The sequence below is a fragment of the Halorubrum sp. B52 genome, from assembly GCF_059752555.1.
On sequence record NZ_MWTG01000002.1, the window covers coordinates 1 to 22,121 of the forward strand.

Annotated in this window: 17 protein-coding genes and 3 pseudogenes; 9 read left to right on the forward strand and 11 right to left on the reverse strand. The window is 55.3% G+C overall.

The window, feature by feature from the left end; translation table 11 throughout:
- Positions 1-371 (reverse strand): transposase (locus tag B4V04_RS00110; protein WP_498228377.1); only part of this gene is annotated, 371 nt, incomplete at its 3' end.
- Between the two features lie 190 nt (positions 372-561).
- Here B4V04_RS00110 and B4V04_RS00115 point away from each other — a divergent pair.
- Positions 562-1,746, forward strand: a complete 1,185-nt coding sequence (locus B4V04_RS00115) for a tellurite resistance/C4-dicarboxylate transporter family protein (protein WP_095638118.1) — start codon at positions 562-564, stop codon at positions 1,744-1,746.
- On the opposite strand, the gene B4V04_RS00120 is transcribed toward B4V04_RS00115, so the two are convergent.
- The 3 genes from B4V04_RS00120 to B4V04_RS00130 all read right to left on the reverse strand — a co-directional run bounded on the left by B4V04_RS00120 (position 1,703) and on the right by B4V04_RS00130 (position 2,824).
- Positions 1,703-2,047: a plastocyanin/azurin family copper-binding protein gene (locus B4V04_RS00120; protein WP_233139251.1), complete on the reverse strand. Its 345-nt coding sequence runs from the start codon at positions 2,045-2,047 to the stop codon at positions 1,703-1,705. The two genes, B4V04_RS00115 and B4V04_RS00120, sit on opposite strands and share 44 nt — an antisense overlap.
- A gap of 106 nt (positions 2,048-2,153) precedes the next feature.
- Positions 2,154-2,435 carry a helix-turn-helix transcriptional regulator gene (locus tag B4V04_RS00125; protein ID WP_095638116.1) on the reverse strand — a complete coding sequence of 94 codons (282 nt, stop codon included), beginning with the start codon at positions 2,433-2,435 and terminating at the stop codon, positions 2,154-2,156.
- 155 nt (positions 2,436-2,590) lie between these two features.
- On the reverse strand, positions 2,591-2,824 hold the full coding sequence (locus B4V04_RS00130; RefSeq protein ID WP_095638115.1) for a hypothetical protein: 234 nt from the start codon (positions 2,822-2,824) through the stop codon (positions 2,591-2,593).
- Between the two features lie 179 nt (positions 2,825-3,003).
- Here B4V04_RS00130 and B4V04_RS00135 point away from each other — a divergent pair, with 179 nt between their 5' ends.
- Positions 3,004-3,756: a glucose 1-dehydrogenase gene (locus B4V04_RS00135; protein ID WP_095638154.1), complete on the forward strand. Its 753-nt coding sequence runs from the start codon at positions 3,004-3,006 to the stop codon at positions 3,754-3,756.
- A gap of 457 nt (positions 3,757-4,213) precedes the next feature.
- Positions 4,214-5,380, forward strand: a complete 1,167-nt coding sequence (locus tag B4V04_RS00140) for an MFS transporter (protein ID WP_095638114.1) — start codon at positions 4,214-4,216, stop codon at positions 5,378-5,380.
- A gap of 39 nt (positions 5,381-5,419) precedes the next feature.
- Here B4V04_RS00140 and B4V04_RS00145 read toward each other — a convergent pair.
- Positions 5,420-6,158, reverse strand: a pseudogene (locus B4V04_RS00145) (uroporphyrinogen-III synthase).
- A gap of 91 nt (positions 6,159-6,249) precedes the next feature.
- Here B4V04_RS00145 and B4V04_RS00150 point away from each other — a divergent pair.
- Positions 6,250-7,224, forward strand: a complete 975-nt coding sequence (locus B4V04_RS00150) for a deoxyhypusine synthase (RefSeq protein WP_095638113.1) — start codon at positions 6,250-6,252, stop codon at positions 7,222-7,224.
- A gap of 739 nt (positions 7,225-7,963) precedes the next feature.
- Here B4V04_RS00150 and gdhB read toward each other — a convergent pair.
- From gdhB to B4V04_RS00165, 3 genes are all read right to left on the reverse strand, one after another.
- A complete protein-coding gene (gene gdhB, locus B4V04_RS00155; RefSeq protein ID WP_095638111.1) occupies positions 7,964-9,265 on the reverse strand; it encodes a glutamate dehydrogenase GdhB in 1,302 nt (433 codons plus the stop codon).
- Between the two features lie 2 nt (positions 9,266-9,267).
- Positions 9,268-9,411, reverse strand: a complete 144-nt coding sequence (locus B4V04_RS00160) for a rubrerythrin-like domain-containing protein (RefSeq protein WP_137691468.1) — start codon at positions 9,409-9,411, stop codon at positions 9,268-9,270.
- Between the two features lie 109 nt (positions 9,412-9,520).
- Positions 9,521-12,403, reverse strand: a complete 2,883-nt coding sequence (locus B4V04_RS00165) for a bacterio-opsin activator domain-containing protein (protein ID WP_144927961.1) — start codon at positions 12,401-12,403, stop codon at positions 9,521-9,523.
- Between the two features lie 259 nt (positions 12,404-12,662).
- Between B4V04_RS00165 and B4V04_RS00170 the strand changes: the two genes are divergently transcribed.
- Positions 12,663-13,898: an MFS transporter gene (locus B4V04_RS00170; RefSeq protein WP_095638109.1), complete on the forward strand. Its 1,236-nt coding sequence runs from the start codon at positions 12,663-12,665 to the stop codon at positions 13,896-13,898.
- Positions 13,899-14,783: 885 nt separating this feature from the next.
- Here B4V04_RS00170 and B4V04_RS00175 read toward each other — a convergent pair.
- Together B4V04_RS00175 and B4V04_RS00180 are read right to left on the reverse strand one after the other, a co-directional pair.
- Positions 14,784-15,101, reverse strand: coding sequence for a hypothetical protein (locus tag B4V04_RS00175; protein WP_144927964.1), 318 nt, complete (start codon positions 15,099-15,101; stop codon positions 14,784-14,786).
- Positions 15,102-15,577: 476 nt separating this feature from the next.
- Positions 15,578-16,570 carry a DUF8137 family protein gene (locus tag B4V04_RS00180; RefSeq protein WP_144927967.1) on the reverse strand — a complete coding sequence of 331 codons (993 nt, stop codon included), beginning with the start codon at positions 16,568-16,570 and terminating at the stop codon, positions 15,578-15,580.
- A 154-nt stretch (positions 16,571-16,724) separates the two neighbouring features.
- Here B4V04_RS00180 and B4V04_RS00185 point away from each other — a divergent pair, with 154 nt between their 5' ends.
- From B4V04_RS00185 to B4V04_RS00195, 3 genes are all read left to right on the forward strand, one after another.
- Positions 16,725-18,401, forward strand: a complete 1,677-nt coding sequence (locus B4V04_RS00185; protein WP_095638106.1) for a transposase — start codon at positions 16,725-16,727, stop codon at positions 18,399-18,401.
- Between the two features lie 820 nt (positions 18,402-19,221).
- Positions 19,222-19,428 (forward strand): hypothetical protein, encoded by a 207-nt coding sequence (locus B4V04_RS00190; RefSeq protein ID WP_444683767.1) that lies wholly within the window; start codon positions 19,222-19,224, stop codon positions 19,426-19,428.
- 224 nt (positions 19,429-19,652) lie between these two features.
- Positions 19,653-20,438, forward strand: a complete 786-nt coding sequence (locus tag B4V04_RS00195) for a hypothetical protein (protein WP_498228383.1) — start codon at positions 19,653-19,655, stop codon at positions 20,436-20,438.
- Positions 20,439-20,554: 116 nt separating this feature from the next.
- On the opposite strand, the pseudogene B4V04_RS00200 reads toward B4V04_RS00195, so the two are convergent.
- Positions 20,555-20,697, reverse strand: a pseudogene (locus B4V04_RS00200) (IS5/IS1182 family transposase); the annotation flags it as partial.
- Between the two features lie 396 nt (positions 20,698-21,093).
- Between B4V04_RS00200 and B4V04_RS00205 the strand changes: the two are divergent.
- Positions 21,094-22,121: pseudogene (locus B4V04_RS00205) on the forward strand (transposase); the annotation flags it as partial.

The following is a 22,121-nucleotide window of genomic DNA, read 5'->3' on the forward strand; positions in this document are numbered from 1 at the left end:
GCGTGACTGCGGTCGAATCCTGACGCATCAACTCCAACGACACCGCTCGTCGGAAGTAGCGTCGCTGAGAGAGTCAATATGGCACGCCAGACAGCCATATCAAGCCGGTTGAACGCCTTACAAAGCGTTGATGGCGTAGGAAGTTCAGCTAATCCGAGGGCGTGACGAATGCGTGGCATCTCGATCAGTTCGTCAAGCAGGCCACGATAGGTCGTGTTCTTCCGAACTTTGAGACACAGCAGAACGACGTGCTGAGGAAGTGTATAACGGTGTTTAGAGAATTTTGAGGAGTATTGAGAGACAGCTCGCCGTGCCAGATGGATTGCCTTCTCAGTAAACCGGAGAATCTGCGACTTCGGGAGGGCCTTCATCTCGTCGAATTACACGGCGAACATGTAACTCTCTGAGGATTTCAACAGAGCCGACTGCTCCGAAAGAACATGTTCGGTGAATGTCTTCCGGGATGTGGTTAGGTGTGATCTCGTAACGGTACCCATTTACCATCCGCCCGGCCAAAATCCGACAATACGGTGGGATCGACCCCCACTTTGAGCGACTGAAATGACCAATTCATCCGGAATCGACGACCGGTCTACCTCTGTTAACAGGGAGACACTCGCTGCCTCTCTCGGTAGCGCTCTCAAGATACTCGACCCGGCATACTTCGGATTCGTCATGTCGACTGGGATCGTCTCAATTTCCTTCTTCGAGCTGGGTATCACAATTATCGCGCGGCCGCTAGCGGTGTTCAACGTCGCCTGTTACGCGTTGTTGCTTGCGCTGTTCGCAGTTCGAGCTGCGGCCTTTCCCAAACGCACGCTCGCCGATCTACGGAACCGAGACCGACACTGGGGCACGCTGACCTTCATTGTTGCCACGAATACCATCGGGGTTCAGTTTCTGCTGTTCTTCGATATTGTCGCGGTGGCGGCCGCGATGTGGGGCGTGACCGTCGTCGCCACGCCACTGCTGCTGTACTACCTGTTTGTAACCGAGATCATCGGCACGGGAAAGGCGGGTGTGAGCGAGCGGATCGACGGCGCCTTCTTGCTCGTGATCGTCTGCATGCAGTCGCTCGCAGTCCTCGGCGGGTTGCTTGCTGAACCGCTGGCAGGGTACGGAAACGTAGTCGTCCTGTTGAGCATGAGCTACTTCGGCTCTGGGTATGTCCTCTACTTCGTCGTCGTTACTGTCGTCAGCTATCGACTCCTCGATGGCCCCATCCGCCCGGACGATTGGACCGGCCCGTATTGGATCACGATGGGCGCGGCGGCGATCACGACGCTCGCGGGGACGACGCTCGGCCCGGGGCTGGTGGCGTTTCAAGGCTGGGAACCGTATGCACCAGTGATAGTCGGCGTAACGTTCCTCGCGTGGGCGATCGCCTCTTGGTGGATCCCCCTGCTGCTCGCGATTGACGTCTGGAAGTTCCTCACCGATGGGGTCGACGGCCGACCGCCAATTTGGGTGATTGTGGCCCCGTGGTTGCGGCTCGGATTCGGTAGGGGGGTTCACACGTACTCGCCGACTGCGTGGGGGCGGGTGTTCCCGATGGGGATGTACACGGCGTGTACGCTGAATCTCGCCGGGATTGGAACCTTCGGACTGCTTTCCGTCGTGCCTGTGTACTGGAGTTGGTTTGCGCTGGTGGTGTGGGCGCTGACGCTTGTCGGAATGGCACGGGCACTCGGACGGGTGTTTTTCAGCATCGATCCGACGGAGGAACCGGCTCGGGAGTCCGTGTGACGGACGCTATCTCGGGTAGAAGAGAGCGGTCACCCGATGGTCTCGTAGCGTTTTCGCCGGCTGGAAATAGTAAGGCTAAGACCTCGTCATCAGGGCGGAGAGAAGATAACTCTACGTGAATGGCACCCTTCATGCCGACCACCTCATGCGGTGTACAGACGTACGTATAGGTGCCAGACCATTCGTCTTTAGTTAAGCTTGAGAGTGATACAATTCTCAAAAGTATGCTTGTCAGTATTAGAGGCGGGAGAAGATACAGATGAGACACCAGTACTGGCGAGATCGAGCGATAAGTAACCATCACAAACGCCCTTCTATTGCCGTAGCTGGTGTGGCTAGGCCGTATTTGGGCGAAAACCACGGCTACCGAGTATTACTGATAGTATTAACTAAAGACGGATGGGGTGTCAGTTTGCGTGATCGATGTACTGGTTTTCCCACTCTACTCGGGCCTCGATCTCTCGAGTTCCTCGACGAGTGGTGGTATACTCGTTAGTTCGTCGATCACGCTGACTTTTTTCGACCAGCCCCTTCTCGACAAGTGTGTCGAGATTTGGATACAGCCGCCCGTGATGGATCTCTTTTTCGTAGTAGTCTTCGAGTTCGTCTTTGATTGCGAGCCCGTGTGGGTCCTCAAGCCCGGCAATAACATACAGGAGATCGCGCTGAAAGCCAGTGAGATCGTACATCGTTCGCGTCTCGAGTTATATTCATGAAATACTATCGATTTCTGGTATATCGGAAGTAACGAACCATCTGGGGAAGATCTGTTGTGTTTGGTACAGGCGTGAACTAGCGATAAGAGAGAGAGAAGAGTCTGATAGACAACAGACGTACCAACTCGTCACGAGCGTGGTGGAATCCGAATTTCGTCACCAACCTCATACAGATACCCCTTCAGGAGTAGCTGTTTGATTATATCGCGTCCGTCGGCAGGCTTGATTCCGTGATCTTCGAGGTATGTGATAGCTATCTCACGCGTAAGCGGGTTGGTATCGCCCAGTTCTTCGAGATATGCCTCAAGATGATTGAGGACATTTTCTTCAGCTGGTGCGATGGGCCGCCGCGAATTCGCCATTGCCAGTACCTATGAAACGCAGATAGTAGGACATTGGGATCATCGCCAGACCCCCACCTCCACACCGGTTTTCCAGTGTTCTCACTAGATTTCACGACTCTGTAATTTCGGTACACGGTGGCGGATTTCACGGGTATCGGACGCTCCGGCGAAGGTTATAAACGGTGTCTTTCAGCAGCATTTCGCGGAACTTTAGTGACGGTGTCGCGTTGGTAGCGGGTGCGGGGTCGGGGATCGGCAGAGCGACTGCGGAGCGATTCGCCGACGAGGGAGCCGATGTCGTTGTCGTGGATATCGACGACGAGGCTGGCGGAGAGACAGTCAGCCGCATCGAAAACGACGGCGGGAACGCAACGTTCGTCCGCACTGATGTCAGCGACTCCACTGAGGTCAAGGCGATGATTGAGCGTGCGCTTGAAGAGTATGGCCGCCTCGATTTCGCAGTGAACAACGTCGCCACCGGAGCCGATCCCGCGCCAGTAACCGACATCTCCGAGCAGGATTGGGACCGCGTCACCAGCATCTCCCAGAAAGGCGTGTGGCTCGGGCTGAAACATGAGATACCGGCTCTTCTGGACTCCGGTGGCGGGGCTATCGTCAACACTGCCTCACACGCCGGGATACGGGGCAGTCCCGGTCGGACGCCCTACAGCGCGAGCAAACACGGCGTTGTCGGGCTCACGCGGTCGGTCACGCTCGAATTCGCCGCAGACGGTATCAGAGTTAATGCAGTCTGTCCGACAATCGTTAACACACGTGCCCTCCAGTCGATGTCTCCCGAGGAGCAGGATGAAGTCACCGCCGGCGTGCCGATGGGTCGACCGGCCGATCCCGCCGAAGTGGCGAGCGTGATCGTGTGGCTCTGCTCGGACGACGCTTCGTTCGTCACTGGGCACGCGCTTCCCGTCGATGGTGGCCAGACGCAGCGGTGAGTGACGGATCCAGCCGGTCACGAGAGTCGGTACTGTCCGTCGTGCAACTGTTTGAACTCGTCGAGGAGATCCGGCGGAGGGCTAACTGAGGGGTAGTTTTCGTCGGTTGTTGTTCTAAACCAGCAGGGTGGTCGTCGAACCACACCTACGAGCATGCCTCCGGGGAAACATCTACGAAATCACGCTGCAATGCCGCAACGTACGTCTCCTCAAGGAGCTCAGTCATGGTGATAATTTCTTCCCGGACGTCCGATGCCCAGTGTAGTCACACTCCGTGGTGAATTGCTTGGATGTCAAACCACGTGGCTTTCACCTACACCGTTTGTAATAATCTGCGTCTTTGGGCTTGTGAACATAATTGGCTCACCGTGAACGTCCTCCGGTTCTGATTCAGGGCGACCACTCCCCCATAGCGGATGACTTACGGGGAGCGCTCACCGAGAGAGTAATAGAGCGAATGGAATGGATACGGAAACTCCGGAACTCGCCAGCAACAGCCGTGATTTTCGCGAGTACGCTCGTCGCTGTCATGGGTGTCTCACTCATCAGCCCTGTACTCCCAGCGGTCCAGGAGGCATGGAACATTTCGGAGGCACAGGCCAGCCTCTTGCTGTCGGCGTTCACGCTCCCCGGGATCTTTCTCACTCTCCCGATTGGACTGCTAACTGACCGCATCGGTCGAAAACCGATTCTAATCCCGGCGCTTGTTGTCTTCGGACTCAGTGGGGGCGGTATCATCTTCATTTCCGACTTCACCCTGATCTTGGTCCTGCGAGCCATCCAAGGGGCGGCGAGTAGTGCGATTGCGATGCTCACGGTCACGCTCCTCGGCGACCTCTATTCCGGTGAACAACGACGAGTGCTAATTGGGACCAACGCGGCGATTCTCGCGGTGGGTGCTGCTGGCTATCCGTTACTCGGCGGTGCGCTGGCGACAGTCGCTTGGTCGGCTCCCTTCGCGTGTTTTCTCCTCGCGCTGCTCGTCGCTGTACCCGGCATAACCTTGCTCGAGGAGCCACAGCGCGACGAGAACAATACGAATTCGAGTATCCGTGCATTCCTCACCGGACCCACATCGATGACCCCCTTCGTCGTGCTCTATCTCGCAATCTTCGGTATTTTCGTCATCCTCTACGGCGCGCAACTCACCGCCGTTCCATTCCTGCTCGCCAACGAATATCACCTCTCATCAGCGAGTATCGGCCTTCTCGTGGGATTACCCGCGGTTACGATGGGAGCGACAGCAATGCAAGGTGATCGCGTGCTTCGGTCGCTCACGAGCTTCCAATCGATCGCGCTCGGATTCGTGAGTTACGGGATCGGACTCGTCGGCGTCGCCGTCGCAGACTCTATATACGTAGTTGCTGGTGCACTCCTTCTATTCGGACTTGGTCAAGGACTTGCAGAGCCGATTACGGATACGGCACTCAACGAACGAGCACCGGACGAATTCCGCGGGAGCATTATGAGTATTCGGACAAGTGTTCTCAGACTCGGCACGACGGTCGGTCCGCCGCTTAGTGTCGGGGCTGCAGCACTGTTCGGCTATCGTCAAACCCTGTTAGTGTCTGGTGCCGCTGCCTTCTTGATCGGAGTAACGTGGTTTACGGTGAGACGTCAGTGAACACTCAAAGTCAGCTAACAGATTGGAGACGGAATGTGTTCATTGGTGGGTATCCAGAATTCGACGTACGGTGACCTCGGCAAGCTGTGTGAACCCCACTGTATCCGGCATAACATCAACAGCGATCCCATGCTTGTCGACAGCACGTTTTGTTGGTGCTCCTATCGCTCCAACAATCGTCTCCTCTAGCTCGCGTTGGAGTGCAGCGACAGCGTCACGTTCAGTCGCAATTTGAACGAAGTGCTCTATCGTCTTTGGCGAGGTGAACAGTATACCGTCCAGCTTACCGTCTACCGCAAGTGAAACCGACTGTCCCGCAGTCTCCGGTCGTTTCAGGCGATATAAGGCTGTTTCGCTGACAATTCCACCAGCTGCTTCCAGTCCTTCAACAAGTACTTCGCTGCCGTGTGCACTCCGAGCAAGTTCAACGGTTTGGCCCTCGACTTCAGTAGATAACTCGTCGACGAGTCCTGTGGATGTGAACGTCGATGGAACGATATCGACTGAATAGCCCCGATTGCATAATGCGGTTGCAGTCTGATCTCCGACAGCACAAACAGTGGTGCCTCGTTGTTTCCATCCCGCTGTCGCAGCTAGATCGACACCGGTCTCGCTTGTGAAGATACAGTAGTCCGCATGTTGGGGGAACCTGACCGGTCGGTGTGATTGCCAGCATTGGGTCTGGAATCGGGGATACATCGAGTGACTGGAGATACTCGACCGCCTCAACGATACGGCTGTCGTCGGGTCGGAGAACAGCCACCGTCGGCTGGGACATATTGAACAGTTAGCTGATGCTGGACTTGTGTGTATCGAGAATCGGCGACCCGTCTCGAACGATTCAAACCGGCATCCTGCTAATTGCCGGTATGGACGAGGAGTCTCACGACCACGTTGTTCCGGGAAGTGCTGAAGAGTTGACCACGCCAGACGTGCAGGGCTACGACTTCCGTGGCGAATTCGATTTTCAGGAGATGCTGGAAGCGTATGCAACGACGGGCTTTCAGGCGACGCAACTCGCAGAGGCCATCGACATCGCCGAGCAAATGCAAGACGCCGATGCCACGATCTATCTCACATGCACGTCGAATATCATTTCGTCGGGATTGCGTGAAGTCGTCGCCTACCTCGTTCGTGAAGGGTACGTCGACGTGCTTATCACGACCGCGGGATCGCTGGCGGAGGATGTTATCAAAACGGCGAAGCCGTTCAAAATGGGAGAGTGGGATGCGGATGAAGCAGTTCTCCGGGAACAGGGAATCAACCGTCTTGGGAATCTGTTCGTCCCTTCCAACCGTTACGTTTGGTTGGAGGAGTACCTATACGACTTCTTCGAGGAGTTCTTCGCTGAGGAAAAGGTTCGGACGCCGACATCGTTTGCCCGAGAGTTAGGGGAGACACTCGACGATCAGGATTCGGTTCTGAAACAAGCAGCGGACAATGATGTTCCCGTCTACTGTCCGGCACTGACGGATTCCGAGGTTGGGAATTTTCTCTACTATTACCGACAGGGGTACGATTCGGAGGTCGGAATCGAGATTCTCGACGATTACGACTCGCTCATTGAGGACGGAATGCTCGCCGATACGACGGGTCTGATCGCAGTTGGAGGTGGCGTGCCGAAACACCACGCAATTATGACGAACTTGTTCCGCGGTGGGGCCGATTACGTCGTCTATATCTCGACCGGTATGGAAGGGGATGGGTCACTCTCTGGCGCACCCCCGAACGAGGCAGTATCGTGGGGGAAGATCAAAGATGATGACCGGACAAATTATACGCAGGTCGAAGCAGAGGCGACGCTCGTCTTCCCACTGCTCGTGGCGGGTGCTTTCAGCGAGTAGAGATGATACACCCGAACATGAACCACGCAGCCGGCTTGTTGCGTGATCAGTCACGAGACGGATGGGACTTACCAGTATCCTGTACAGTGAACCGACCGGCCATCGGTAGCAAGCCCCTGTGTCTGGATCCACTTGAGCAGTTCTTGAGAACAATATAATAAGGTGGTGGTGCGCCTGTAGGCCGAGCGTCTAACGTGTTTGATACTTGTGCGGCGCTGAATCCTTCCCTACTCGCTCGCTCCACTTGCTCGTTGAGGAAGGGGCCTTAGCGCCTCAATTCAAGTAACCAATTTCTTCCGTATTTCAAACTATTTATTGTTTTTATAGAAGATTACTTACTATCTCAGTGAAATATGCTTGGACGGCTCCGAATGTGACTCGCATGGTAGCGGCCCCAAATCCAAGAGCGATGAAACTCACCACGACAACGAGATCAGCCTTCGAATCGTTGGGACTAAGCAAGAGCGTGAGCGCCACAAGCGTCCCCGACATCGTACTGATGAAGAGCCCTGTTAGAAATGACAAACTCGTGAAAAATGGATCAGTGAAACCCATAACGGAGTACGTTGGTTCATAGATTCCGACGTAAGATAAACTGAAGCCGATGACGACGTATCCGATAAAGCAGATAGTGATGAGGATAGTCCCGGGGCTAACGAGTTGATACAGTCCAAACAGTCCCCGTTCAAACGGGGTAGTTGGCTGTCGGATCCGTCTGAGTGGGCGATAGTCCATCTCCCTACGGCCAGAGCCCCCGTACCTCGTGGGATTCAGCGATCCGTGAGAGCGCAACAATATAGGCTGCATCACGCCACGTGACATCGCGGTGCTCGTATTCGTCTGTGACTGCCTGCCAAGCGGCTTGCATCTCCGTTTCGAGTTCGTCGTTCACCCGTTCGAGCGACCACGATCGGCGATTGATATCCTGGAGCCACTCGAAGTAGCTCACCGTGACTCCGCCAGCATTAGCGAGAATATCGGGGATAACTGCAATGTCTCGCTCTGCGAGAATCGCACTCGCCGTCGAAGTGGTGGGACCGTTTGCGCCTTCAACGACGAGGTCAGCGGCGATCGCACTCGCATTTGCTTCGGTGATCACGTTTCCGAGAGCGGCAGGGATGAGTACGTCAACATCGAGTGTGAGCAACTCATCGTTTGAGATCACGTCGTCTGCGTATTTCGTGACGGCTTCAGGCTCCTCGTCGTGTGACGGGACGGTCGCCGTCTCGATCCCGTCTGGGTCGTACATTGCGCCGTTCACGTCACTGATTGCGACGACCATTGCTCCCCACTCATCAAGCAGCCGGGCGGCGTTCGCACCGACACTCCCGTAGCCCTGGATTGCGACCGTTGTTCCCTCGAGATCGCTCCCATAATATTCGCAGGCCTGCTTGGTGATGATCGCGACACTCCGTCCAGGCGCTTCCTCACGACCTTCACTCCCCCCGATGACTGGTGGCTTCCCGGTGACGACTCCCGGTATCGTTTCACCTTCCTGCATCGAGTACGCGTCCATCAGCCACGCCATCGTCTGTGGATCAGTACCCATATCCGGCGCGGGAATATCGCGATTCGGTCCGATAACATCGCGAATTTCCTGGGCAAACCGACGAGTGAGTCGCTCTTTTTCTCCCGAACTCAACTCTTTCGGGTTGACTGCGACGCCACCCTTGGCACCCCCGAACGGGAGATCCATAACAGCGCACTTCCAGGTCATCCACATGCCGAGTCCGACACACTCGTCTCTACTCACCTCGGGGTGATACCGGAGCCCTCCTTTAAACGGGCCTCTGACACTGTCGTGTTGAGCTCGGTAGCCGGTGAACACATCGACCGTACCGTCATCGCGTTCGACTGGGACTGTTACTTCGTGGACTTTCTTCGGATATCTGAGCCGTTCGACGATACTGGGGTCGATATCCAAGTGACTGGCAGCATGATCCAACTGACGGCGGGCGGTCTCGAGTGCCGACTCAGGCTCGATTGGTTCTGCCGCCTCGTCGTCCGATCCGTTGTGGGTGCTCTCAGATTTTGATGCCATAATTATTCAAGTGACATTCGCCGGTTTCGCATCGGGCCGCCACAGTCGGGACATTGGCCTGGGCTGTCTTCTGCGATGATGATGCTGCCACACTCGAAGCACTCGTACGGGGTTTTTTCGTCTGATTCAGGGTCGACATCTATCATAGTGGGTTCACGAGTGCCAGCCGGTAATATAGGGCACTCTATGTACGTGTAATAAGTGTATAAGGGAATATTCAGATGTTAACCACCAAACACCCTCTGAAATTTGGAGTTAGTTATTGAACTCTTCGATTCCCGAAATTGAGATATTGTGCTCCTCGAAGAGCGTTTCGAACAGTTTGCGCTGGACAGTCCGAGAGTGTTTATAAAATGCTGGAGGGGAGATTCCGAGTGTCTCCGCAACATCTTCGCCTGTGTTCTCGCGTGGTGACTCGAAGAACCCGCTGTAGTATGCCGTCTGGATCACCTCGAGTTGCCGTGAGGTCAGTTTCTCGAGGAACTTCGAGTACAAGTCGCGTTCCATGGACTGATCCAGCGTCTGCTTCGAACGGAGTTCGACGGTGGAGAACGTCTCTCGGACGAGTTGGGTGATGGTCCGGACATCGATACTGTCCGGAATATCGATGACGAGGCTTGTGGATGTCGGGTCGGCGGTTGCCTCGTGGAAGACAGCACCATGATCGGCCAGCTCGAGAGCGAGAAACGGTTGGGTAAGCCGCAACCGGAGCACACTCCCCTCACCATCCGTACTAATCTGTTGTACGTCGTCAATCCCGACCAACTGCGAGGCGGCGTCTACAACGTCAGTTACTGCTCCGTCGTCGACAGTCACAAACACGTAACTTCCCTCTGTGGATTGTTGGACTCCACCTCGATACGAGAGTGTACACGCTGCGTCTCGAGCGAGCCGTGAAAGGATAAACGCAGGATCATCGATGCCGAATTCGACCCGCGTCACCGATGTCGTGAGCAGTGCATTCTTTCGTTCAATAGCACTGAGCGCAGACGCGATAGTTTCGCCGAGTTCAGCGAGGACAGCCTTCGTCGTGTCGTCGAACGCGTCCTGGGTCGGTGCGTAGACAGTCAACACGCCGTGCGTAAGGTCGTTGTACACGAGAGGGATGCTCAATACAGAGAGGTAGTCACGAGCCAGTGCGGCCTTCCGCCACGGCTCGTCGCGGAGACCAGCGGCGACGTTCGTCACTATCGTCACGTCGCCAGTGGCCGCGGTTTGCCCGGCTGGCTCCCCAGCTGATGCGTCGATAGCGAATGCTTGGCTATCCAGATATCCCTGTTCGCTGCCTGCCCAAGCCCGTGGTTCGACGGAGTCAGTTATCCGGTCAATCGTCCCGATCCAGGCGAATTGGAATCGGTTCTCGCCGGTCAACAGCTCACAGACAGTATGGTCGATTTCCTCCCGTGTTTCCGCTTGCACGAGAGCTTGATCGATCTCCCGGATTGTCTCGTTGATCCGATTCAGCTCGGTCAGCTGTTCGTTTTGTTCCTGTAGTGTGCGATCTTGCTTTCGAAGTCGGGACTCGCGTGTGACGCGGTCAAGGGCTGCCTCGGCGGTTGCAGCGAGAAGATCAGCCAGTTCCCGGGTTACGTCGTCGAAGACGCCGACTCGGTCCGAGCCAGCGACGAACACGCCGTGGTTACCGAGTGGAATGTAGGCTGTACTGCGGAGGTCAGTCACCCGGTTTTCGAGCCGGTCTGCCTCATGAACATCGTCAAAAAACAGCGCTTCGTCCTCGACGAAACTGTAACCCGGAAGTGTTTCGCCGTCGGCGTGTACGGTGGGGAGCGGACCGTTGAGTTCTTTCATCGTCGCCGAGTGCGCTGTGGGTCGAAGCTCGTTGGCATCAGCATCAAAGAGATAGAACGCACTTGCATCCAGATCGAGGACGACAGGTGTGTCGTCGACGACATGCTGGGCGATTTCCTGATGCGTTTCGGCGTACAGAAAATCACGGGCGGTCTCTTGGAGGGTCGCAAGCGCCTCCTCGCGTTGCTTACGTTTCGTGATATCCCGACAGCTGAAGAGAAGCGTCCCGTCTTGAATCGAGACCTCGCGAACGTTGATCAGAAGCGTGTGCTCACGACCCGCTTTGTCCGTCGCGGTCGTCTCGATGTTCTTAAGCACGCCGTCTTCTGTGAGCTCCTCACAGTCGAAGAGGTCCGTACCGAGGAGGTTGTCGATCGTCCCTTGCTCGTGAATCTCGTCGGCCGTGTAGCCGAAGATGAAGTGGACGTTGGGACAAACATAGGTGTACTCGCCGGCCTCGTTCGTGATGAGGACGGTATCGGTCATGTTGTTGAGCGTGACGCGGTGGAGCTCCTCTGATTGTCGGAGGTCGCGTTCGAGATCGACGCGCTCGGTGATGTCTACGCCCTCAACGACGATTGAAACGAGATCTCCACGCTCGTTCTCGACTGGACGCACGGAGAGATCGATGACGCGTGGATCCTCGACGTGTGGCGGCTGTGTGACGACCGCGTTGCCGAATCTCCCATCGAACGCGTTCTCCACGATTTGTTGTACGTCCGTGCTCTTCGTACCGGTCTTTGCCCACCACGGAAGCGTCCAGAACGGTTCACCGACGATCGTTTCAACATCCACATCGCTCATTTCCCGTGCTGTCTTGTTCACACGCGCAAGTGAGCCAGCAGGATCGAGCACCCACGTCGCGGTCCGCGAATCGTTGAATATGGCGTCGAACTGTCTGGCCCGGTCCCATCGCGTGGCTGTCCGCCGTGCGGATCGGACGGCACGCTCGGTTCGTTCGATGAGTTCGTCGGTCATCTCTTCTACCGGCTCCGTGAGCACGATGTAATCCGTGACACCAGCCTTGATAGCGTCGCTGGCAATAGCTTCGCTCCCAGCGGCGGTACAAAGTACGACCGGGAGCGTCGTGGTTTCGGTGCGGATCTCCTTGAGGAGTTCCAGCCCTGTTGCCCCTTCGAGCGTGTCTCCGGTGATGAGACAGTCAATGGTCCGATTTCGGACTATATCACTCGCTTCCGCCTTGGTTCCAACTGTATGTACAGTCGCGTCAGTCCGTGTCTCAAGCGTAACAGCGAATTGCGTGAGCCAGTTATTTGTTCCGACGAGTAGTACCGTCGACGAATTGAGGACTAATTGAGAAGCGACCATTATTCGATCAGTTGAATACAGGGAACGCTTCCCTCGAGCCCGGTTCGAATTCGTCCCCAATTCTGCTGCTGGCCTAGGCCAGAATGAATGTACATTGGTGGTTAACCATCTAACAGTAAGAGAATAAAAGGATTTACCATCTAACCCTTAAAGGTATGCGGAGAGATACATAACATGGATACACTATCGTCAGAATTCGTTACAGGCACCTGTCGATACCCGATTTCCGTGGTTCACCGTCCGTCCACATTCTCGAGTAATGACTACCCAACCGACCCCCCAGCATCAAGAACCCACTAATAGCGATCCACACCAGAAACATCAGTCAACGTGGGGTATCGTCGCCGGCGCGAGCCTCATCTCGACAGGGTTGGCAGCCTACGAGATTGTGCCCGCGAGCGTCTCCCCGCTTATTCGTGACTCGCTGGGTATCGGGCCAACAATCGCAGGCTTCCTCGTTGGAGTCATGTTCGGTACTGCAGTGATTGCAAGCCTTCCAGTTGGTGCGGTGCTTGACCGGACAGACTCTAGAAACGTGATGGCACTCGCCGTTCTCACACTACTTGTCGCCGGAACGTGGGGATGGATCGCTGGACGGCAAGGGAACTACCGATCAGTGATTGCGTCGCGAGCGCTTGGGGGGGTCGCCTACGTCGTCGTGTGGAACGCTGGCATCGATATCGTGAGTCGAGCAGCGACTAGCGGGAATCGAGCAACCGCTGTCGGCATTTTCACCGCAAGTGGCCCGATCGGATTCGCGCTCGGTCAAGGAACCGGGCCACTCATTGCGCATCGATTCGGGTGGCCTACAATCTTTATTGCGTTCACGGGGCTCACAGTCATGGGTCTCATCGTATTCTGGCCAGCAAGTCGAGGGATCGGGACGAGTCAGGGAGATGCCCCCTCGGTTCAGGAGTTTGGTGCAGTTCTTCGGAACCGGGAGGTCTGGTCTGTCGGATTGCTCGGGTTTCTCGGCTATTCGCTGTACTTGTTCGTGAATAGCTGGGGCGCGTCGTATCTCACGACCGAGCTTGGCCTGTCACTCGCTGTGAGTGGACTCCTGGTGGCAGTGTTCCCCGCAATCGGGGTCGTCTCTAGAATCAGTAGTGGCCTCCTGTCTGACCGCGTCTTCGGTGGTCGCCGCCAACCCATCGTTTTCGGGTCCTTCGCAGCTGCTGCTCCGCTCGTATTGGTGTTCACTCAGTTTCGGTCACTTCCATTACTCGTTGCGCTCCTGCTGCTCACCGGGTTCGCGGTTCAGCTTACGCTGGGGCTGTCTTTCACGTATGTCCGGGAAGTCGTCGATTCAAGAGTCGCTGCGACAGCCGTCGCGTTCCAGACGAGTGTCGGGTTAGCGGGGGCGTTCCTTGCCCCGATTGTAGGCGGCGTTGTTGTCGACCGAGCGGGGTTCGATACGGCATTTCTACTCGCTGGAGTCGTCGCTATCTGTGGAATCGTGGTTGCATGGCGAGCTCCAGAGCCAGGTTACTCGTAGAAAGGGTTCAGCAACTGTCTTTCACGCTGTCAAGTCGTGGTACTCGGCGCTGAACAGCTGTTGGTGCTCTTCAACTGGAAAGGATTCTGCGACAGTTCGGCTCTCGGTGATGAACGTCGGTACGTCGGTGGCGCCGTTTTGACGTGTAGGTTGAAACCCTCTGAAGTTGATAGTTTTTCATCCTCAATCGCTCAGTACAGGGGACTCATGAATCGCTCAGTACAGACGTAGCGACGAGCGATTGCGGAAGTGAGTATCGCAGATCGGTAGTAGCGATTCGGTATTTAAATAGTCGCTAGCGGCGCCGACGGTCGATTATAAATGGCAGGCGGTGCGGTGGCGCGCCTGCGAGCGGCCGGAGCGAAGCGGAGGCCGCGAGCCAGCCCGCGAGGGACGCCGCGAACGCCCGCAAGGGCGTGAGCGGCGAGGCTGGGGAGGCGTGAGGTGCTGTGCGGTGCTGTGCGGTGCTGTGCGGTGCTGTGCGGGGCGGGACTCAAAGGGGCAGTCGCGAGGCGGGCGCAGGCGACGTAAGCACCGCAACGAGGGAGCGGTAGCGACCGAGTGAGGAGCGCAGCGAGCGTGCGCCCGCCTCGCGACTGGGGATTTGAAGGCCCTCACCGCAGCAGCGTCGACCGCTTATAAACAGCCGACAGCAACACGGTGATCTGACTTATAAATCCCCACGCCATCACACTGAGCGACGTACTACACCTACTCCCGCACAAGATCAAGAAACACTATTCAGTAACCGGCTATCTCAGACGAGAACATATCTGAAGAAAAGGATTTCAACAGAGCCACATATCCGGCTCTGTTGAACCCACATTCTTCAGAGATACGATAGGCTGAAACAGCCGGTTGGTGAGAGCTGCGTGTGTTTCGTCGCTATCCGATGACGAAGAACCCGCTCCACACGAGGATAGAGGCGAGGATCGCGGCGATGAACACTACCGCCGTAATCACCTGCGAACCCCGACGGTTGTTTTGACGAGCGGCCACGATTGCCGGAATAGCAGTCACCACTACAGCAGGCACCACCGTATAAATCACTGTACTGGGAATGAATTGGTCGAGTCCGATGGTATCGAAGACGATCAGTGAGACGAATTGTACGGGCAGTATCGCGGCGACCGACACGATACACAGGAGGGAGAAACCGACATCACGCAATCCCACATTGAGGGTCTTGGAGGACATCGCCATATGAATAATCCATAGTGCTCCGACAAATACTTACACCCGAGAAAATCGGTCGGCTTTAGGTAGGTTAACTCCCTGTGTTGACCGCAACCGGGCCAGAATATATCATTTGTTGAGGATTTCAACAGAGCCACTTCTTGTGGATCAAATTCCTCCATGCGGTCAAGCACCTAGCAGATCGGTACGAGCTGCTGCTGCGCTGATGGGTGGTGTGTGCGTAAATGGAGCAACACCTATTCGACCTCCCATGATGGTGCTTCCTTGGCACGTAGGCCAATCAGAGCCACGCGTTCTGAAACGCTGTTGAATCATCGGCCTTTGACCACCCCAGTACCTATTTACGCACTCTGAGGACTTAGCAGGCTTTCATCCTATCAGAGCCAGGAGTTCTTATTGCTTGAAGAACACGTGCTACGTGACGCTGAACGGCATTACCAGCCAGTATGTCGGGCGGCGGGGAAAGCGTACTGTTAATTCCCTCAAATACCGAGATCGCGGAACGTCCAGTCATTCGAGAGATCGGCATCGAAGCCCATCTCTTCGACGAGGTCTCGGATACGCTGTTCGACTGTCTCGTCGAGTTCGAAGGCGTAATCCAACTCATCGTACCAGTCGTAGTACCGTGGCATCCCCGGCCAGTGGCTGTCTGTTTTCAGTCCGTAGACGCAGTCGAGCAGGTAGCGACGATATGGCATATCGTCACGGGTGACGCGAGGGAGCGTCCCATTGATCGATTCGTCTCGTACCAGCTGTTCGAGCAGGTCGACGGCAGCGTACTGGTCAGCGTAGAAGGCGTGTTCGACTGTTGGGCTGACGGAGAAGATGTCCTCCGTCGTACGGGCGTGGAGCTGGTCGACGACTGAGTGGTTTGGATGTCCGATTCCCCACCCATAAGCATGGACTTCCTCGCGTGCGACATCGTCGCTTTCGGGAGCGTTGACCGCGACAGTGTTCAGATATTCGAGTGCCTTGACCGGAATCGCCTCGACACCATCGGTTATCCGCGTTCGAATAAGATATCGCCCGACAGCGTTTGCTATTGTGGGCGTGACGAGCGGAAATTCGGCCTTCTCAGTGGGCTCATGCGCATCGATTACATCCGCAAGGAATGGCCAACCGTGTACTCTCGTTGCATCGTCGAGTTCGTTGCTGACGCGCTCGTAGTATGGCCAGAAGACGTCCCGAAACGTATCTCCACTGCTGTCTTCCTCGACTGCAGTCGAGAGTGCTGCTTCGAATTCGACGACTGCGTAGTGTAGGGCATCCACGTCACCGTCGGAGAAACGATCAAGCAGGTTATCGAGTTCGGCAACCTCTTTGTTCCGTTTTTGGCTTGGAGATGAGTCAGATTTAGACCTCCCCGAATCGGTCGAGGCCGAGAACGTGTCCGATTGGACATCGCCACAGTCGTGAAGTCGGAGATGAGTGAGTGTCTCGAACGACTCCCCGCAATCGTCGCACTCGTGAGCCATAGTCCGACTAGAGGCATGTGGAGGAAATGTGTTCCCCCTGGAACCGGATTGCGGAACTAATCTCTCTCCCCTAGCGAGTACCGACCTTCCCCAATCTCGATGTCTCTTATCGAGATGGACGAGGACTTCTGCGTGTCCGAGTCAGTATCTCGTAGTGGCTTCGACTCCCGAGTCTCGTCGAACGATCTTTCGACGTATCGCTCAGCGATCGTACGTTGAGTGGCCGGCGTATGATTCGACACCACTGTATGACCGAACGTCGCTCGCGGGACTGGAATCAGATGTTCGGACGATTTCGGAGACGTGGTTCTGCCACGAGTGCCACAACTCGGTCGAAAAGTTCGTCTGTTCGCTGCCGCTCGCTTACTTCAAATTCGAGACCCATGACCGCTATGCGGGATCGACGAGCTACGAGATGGACACCCTCTTTCGAGTGTTCATGTTGAAAGAACTCCACGGATGGGACCACGAGACAGCACTCGTCGAATTCCTCGAGTGCCACCCTGAATTGCGTGAGCAACTCGGACTCGAGAGCGTTCCGAATCAGTCGACGCTCTGGCGTAGCTGGCACGAGCGCTTCACGGGTGAGTTACGCGAGACGGTTGAGACGGCTGCCCGGACGGCCCTGATCAATGCCCAAAACGCGGGTGTGAGCGTTCCGCGTGACCCGGACAGGACGCTCCCTCAGCGAGGAGACAGTACCGGAGACTCCGATCCGGACGAGCAGACCGTGCTGGAACAGGCGGGAACGATCACGGATCACGTCAGTCGCGTTGTCTTCCCGGCGTTCTCGATGGATCGCGGAGAGGGCTGTGAGATCCACGAGAATGCCTACTGGGACTTACAGACCTATCTCGGCCTCCGCGAGAACTTAGCTGCCAATGAGGGGGCTCGGAGCTTCATCTACGAGTCGACGCGTAGTCGGACACCTCTGGGGCACGCCCATCGTGATCAGATTCGTGACCTCTCGATAGCGGAGATTCGTGAGATGTACCGTCAGGCCGTGAAACGGCTATTGGATGAAGTCGCGGAGACAGAGCAGTTCTTCCGAGCCGGAATCGTGGCCATCGACATCACTGAAGCTGAGCCCTTCACCGGTGATAGAACAGGTCACGAGGATGAGATCATCGGGACAAAAGAGAAGACCGACGAATACGCCTATCAGTGGGCGACCGTCCAGCTCGTCGGTAATGCGGTCCCGATTGTCTTAGACGCAAGGCCGGTGCGGCGTGGCGAGAGTCGGCTGGAAATTGTCGAGGATCTACTTGACTCGGCTGAGGACCTCGTCCACGTCGACAGCGTGCTGATGGACAGAGAATTCGACAGCCAACACGTCTTGGAGATGATTAGCCAACGCGGGCTCACGTACGTCGTCCCAAAGCGGATGCACACGAGCGAGAGAGCCCAGGCGAAACGACTCTTGAAGAGTGAGACAGATCGATACGTGAACGACCGTAAGCTCCACTTGGGCAAGAATGAGTGGCACCAGACGACGCTCGTGTACCGTCGAAACGAGAATTCTGAACACACTGACCACCGGCAGTATTCGGTGTTCATGTGCAACGGTAATGTGGGACTGCTGAGTGAGTACGGCTATCGCTGGGAGATCGAGAGCGGCTACCGGAGCATTAAGCGGTTCATGGCCGCGACAACCTCGAAGAACTTCGTACTGCGATTCTTCTACTTCGCGTTCGCCTGTCTGCTGTACTCAATCTGGCGGGCCGTCGACCTCCTCGTGCAAGTCGAGTTGACGGGTGAGTACGAGCATTCCCCGATTGTGACTGCGGACAATACGCTCACACTGTTGAAGAAGGAAACTGGAGTCGGGTAATCGCCGATATTGAGCCAGTGAGAACAGGAGTAACGAGCGGCAGCGCTGTTCTGATCTCTTCAAATACGCAGTTCTAGTTGGGATACTAACTGGAAGTGGTGTCCCGGCCCGAGTGTGAACCGTGTCAAGTTCGGTGGTTCGGCTGATATCGTGCATACCAGCGGTGCTATAGCCGCCGTAGTCTCAACTTCCACAATCTCGGAGGATGTGTTTGATGCGTGCCTTCTGTTCGGGTAGAAAGTGAATGAATCAAAAAATAGTGGTGATATTCTCCTCAGTAAATTCCTTGAGAAAGATTGGTCTCAACACATACGACAATACCGGTTACTGTATCCGTTAGCTACCACCAACGAAGGAAGATCTCCTCGACGTCCTACTTGCCCGACTCAAACGGTTATGTCGTCCACTTAACCACTGTTTGAGTATCGATCAGGATGGTTCCTTGAACTCTTTTCTCAGAGTAGAAGACAATGTCAACTTCATTTGCATCTGAAATTCAGAGACTGTACGGTACCGATAACCCCACGAATTCGTCCACTCTGCCGCTCACTTCGTCATCAAAGAAGTCCAAGTTCGCAACATCCCAGCGCCTGAGACTCAGCCTAAGGCAGAGATTGTCGACGAATTTCAGCAGGTCACCTACGAGGTGAACGGCTGCACGTCCAGAATGGTAACGGCCAGTTGATCATCACCCCGGCTGGCACCAATATGTCGCGACAGAACTCTCATGATTTCAAGAGGCCGACGGCTCCGCTCAGATCTGTCTCTTTTATCATCGATGCCAGAAGACATATATGTGTAGTTTGTGTAGTAAAAAAAGATGAGCATAGACAATCTCGGCAAGATGATCGGTATCGCTGCCCTTGCGGGGATAGTTATTCTCGCCGGCAGTTTCTTGATCACGGCACAGATACTCCTGTCGGTGATCATCACCTTATCCGTTGTCACGACAGGGTTATTGACCTATCTACTGTGGCGGTACTTCGGCGGAGAGAGCGGCGGTGACGGCGGAAACGTTCGGGTATAAGCGAAAACCCATCCAAACGAGTGTCTCTCTGCCCACAATACTTCGGTACGATTCGGACTAATATTTTTGTGAGATCCATAACTACTATAAACATTAGTTATATCACCAGTAAACACAGTAGATAATACATGTACTCTACTATAAATCGATATATTAGGAAGTATTCAATATTCCATGCACAAGTAATTATAAGTTGTTGGCCATATTAGATTTATACGGAGAAAATGAAAGAGAATTCTTCAGAGAACCTAACACGGCGAAACGCGTTGAAAAGTATCGGTGTCGCAACTGCCAGTTCCCTCTCGCTGACCGGGTTCGCCAGTGCGGACACGGATACTGATCCCGGAACCGCGATCCAGGGGCTTATGGAAGACGCGAAGTACGATCAAGCAGAACAGCTCGCAGAGGAACACGGCGGGGCACTTGAGACGAAGGAGGTCTCAGCAACGCCGACAGCTTTCAATGACGACGAGGTTTCGACGGATAACTTCTGGTCTGCACCAGCCGACTCACCAAGTTCGCTCTCGGTAGGTATCAGTGAAGGTTCTTGGATTCCTGCTGACTATCGGATCCACGCGAACTGGGATCTTAACGAGGATGACATTGTGTTTGAAGGGTATCACACCTGTCCCCCGGACGCGGCTGCATTGTTCTGGAACGGTGATTACTTTGTTCCCCCGGAGTCAGGAACGGACAATTTCTACGGGAACGACAGGGTTTCCTACAATGGGATGGAAACATACAATGGTATCCTCGCGGATGTTGATGACCCGTGGCCAGCCCGCGACGGTTCGCAGGGCAACTGGTCATCCTCGTTCGCTACCGACCTGAACGCTGTTCAACCGGACGCCTACAAGTATCCCATCGCCATGGAGTACCAGCACACGTACATCGACACTGCATACAATATCTGCGGTAGCCTCGACGTGTCCTTCTCACTCGGTCCGGGAAGCATCACGATGAACGGCGACACACTGGGCTGGACAGACGCCGCACAGAACTCTATCTGAGGCCATAACCAGAAATCCCTATCATCGATATTTTTGAGTGGCTTGACTGACTGCTGCAAAAGGGTCTCTTTAACTGCGGTGTTGAATAGATGCTGAGTCACGATCACAGCGTTTTTTTTACACAGCGGTTCTATGTTGATGGTGGCGTACATCAGACTAATTTCTCGGAACTGTCGATACTAGCCGAGCGCTTCACTGTCGAGTACGATATTTTGGCTATCCAGAGCTGAGAGTAGCTGTTTGAGTCCGTCACGGCCGAGATATTGGAAGGTGAGTCACAGATTTAGTACCTCTGCCCGGCGAGTGCCCTGAACGCTCGGTTGGCCGAGGTTCGGGATCGCATCGTCACCTCGCATATACGACGCTCCGACTCGGAACTTTTCCTGTAACGCCAAACCGAGATTTACGTGAGGCGTCGGGAATTGCGTCGCTATCTATCCTTTCACTTCTTTCACTTGAACCCGAAGAGTTGGAGAAAGTGATGCTTGGTCCGAAAGGAGATAGGGGGCCATCATACTGGTGGCTTCGTAAACGGCTGTACCGGTTCGAACGCTGGCTTTTCCGAACGCATCCTCCGACAGAGGAACGGATCGAACAACTCGCAGAATACGAGCGAGAGCAAGAAAGACATACACCGTCTCATGAGAATCCACGAATGCGCTCTCTGTACGAAGCGTACCAACTCGGGATAGCCATCCGGAACGAACTCAAAGGATCCGACCTCGTCACCGCGTTCGAGAACCTCGATCACTCGATAGACGCGATCGAAGACGGGTATTCAGCGTGGCATCCTGCGCCACTTTCCTTTCACGCGATGGCCCTCTCGTTCGTGTTCATGGAGATAACGGGTGACTCGTACGCCGATTTTTCTCGACGACTCACTCGGCAACCGGAAGTCGCCACTATCCTCGGCTTCAGCCGAGTGCCCGACGAATCAGCGTTCTCGCGGGCGTGGCGAAATCGATTTGACGACGCGGCCCACAAATATGCCCACGCTGCCGCCCACTTCGTTGTCAAAGAGGTCTACGATCGTAACATCTCAGCGCCGGAGGTGCGGCCTAAGGCAGAGATCATCGACGATACGCAAGAAGACGCAGACCCAGTAGAAGACAAATCCTTCTCACAGGACGAGATCGTCCAGACGACACGCCTCGCGCGTGATCACGCCTTTGGATACTTCGACTCTGGTCGGGCGTCGAACGCCTCGTACGAGGACACACAATTCTTTGAGCTACAGACGTTCATGGGGATGGTTCGGTGCGGAACCGCGCAGGGAGCGACTCGCTTCCAGTACCGGCGCGGAAAGGACTATGGACCCCACGGCGACACCCATCTCCGCGCTGTCAAACAGTTCGACCCCGAAGAGCTCGTGAACGGATTCAATGAGACAACGGATCGCTTGCTCTCCGTGATCGCCTCTGAAGCATCTTTTCGGAGACCAGTTACCGCTGCGATCGATATCACCACCATTCCCTACTACGGGGATGTCGAAGAGATGCCGATGGTTAGCGGGACGAAGAACAGAGACGGTCGAGCGTTCAAGTTTGCGACGCTCTCGATCATCGGGCAGAACATCCCGCTCGTTCTCGCGGTCGAACCAGTGCGAGAGAGTTCTGAGTGGGATGAGAACTCGTCGAATCAGATTCATCGCACTGTGCGGCGACTGGTTCGACGAGCGAAAGA

Bases quoted from the DNA above. Each gene is read 5' to 3' on its own strand.
- B4V04_RS00190 (WP_444683767.1), top strand. From the start codon at position 19,222: ATGAGCATAGACAATCTCGGCAAGATGATCGGTATCGCTGCCCTTGCG.
- B4V04_RS00180 (WP_144927967.1), bottom strand. From the start codon at position 16,570: ATGGCTCACGAGTGCGACGATTGCGGGGAGTCGTTCGAGACACTCACT.
- B4V04_RS00165 (WP_144927961.1), bottom strand. From the start codon at position 12,403: ATGGTCGCTTCTCAATTAGTCCTCAATTCGTCGACGGTACTACTCGTC.
- B4V04_RS00125 (WP_095638116.1), bottom strand. From the start codon at position 2,435: ATGTACGATCTCACTGGCTTTCAGCGCGATCTCCTGTATGTTATTGCC.
- B4V04_RS00140 (WP_095638114.1), top strand. From the start codon at position 4,214: ATGGAATGGATACGGAAACTCCGGAACTCGCCAGCAACAGCCGTGATT.
- B4V04_RS00160 (WP_137691468.1), bottom strand. From the start codon at position 9,411: ATGATAGATGTCGACCCTGAATCAGACGAAAAAACCCCGTACGAGTGC.
- B4V04_RS00175 (WP_144927964.1), bottom strand. From the start codon at position 15,101: ATGGCGATGTCCTCCAAGACCCTCAATGTGGGATTGCGTGATGTCGGT.
- B4V04_RS00150 (WP_095638113.1), top strand. From the start codon at position 6,250: ATGGACGAGGAGTCTCACGACCACGTTGTTCCGGGAAGTGCTGAAGAG.
- gdhB (WP_095638111.1), bottom strand. From the start codon at position 9,265: ATGGCATCAAAATCTGAGAGCACCCACAACGGATCGGACGACGAGGCG.
- B4V04_RS00195 (WP_498228383.1), top strand. From the start codon at position 19,653: ATGAAAGAGAATTCTTCAGAGAACCTAACACGGCGAAACGCGTTGAAA.
- B4V04_RS00170 (WP_095638109.1), top strand. From the start codon at position 12,663: ATGACTACCCAACCGACCCCCCAGCATCAAGAACCCACTAATAGCGAT.
- B4V04_RS00130 (WP_095638115.1), bottom strand. From the start codon at position 2,824: ATGGCGAATTCGCGGCGGCCCATCGCACCAGCTGAAGAAAATGTCCTC.
- B4V04_RS00120 (WP_233139251.1), bottom strand. From the start codon at position 2,047: ATGGTTACTTATCGCTCGATCTCGCCAGTACTGGTGTCTCATCTGTAT.
- B4V04_RS00115 (WP_095638118.1), top strand. From the start codon at position 562: ATGACCAATTCATCCGGAATCGACGACCGGTCTACCTCTGTTAACAGG.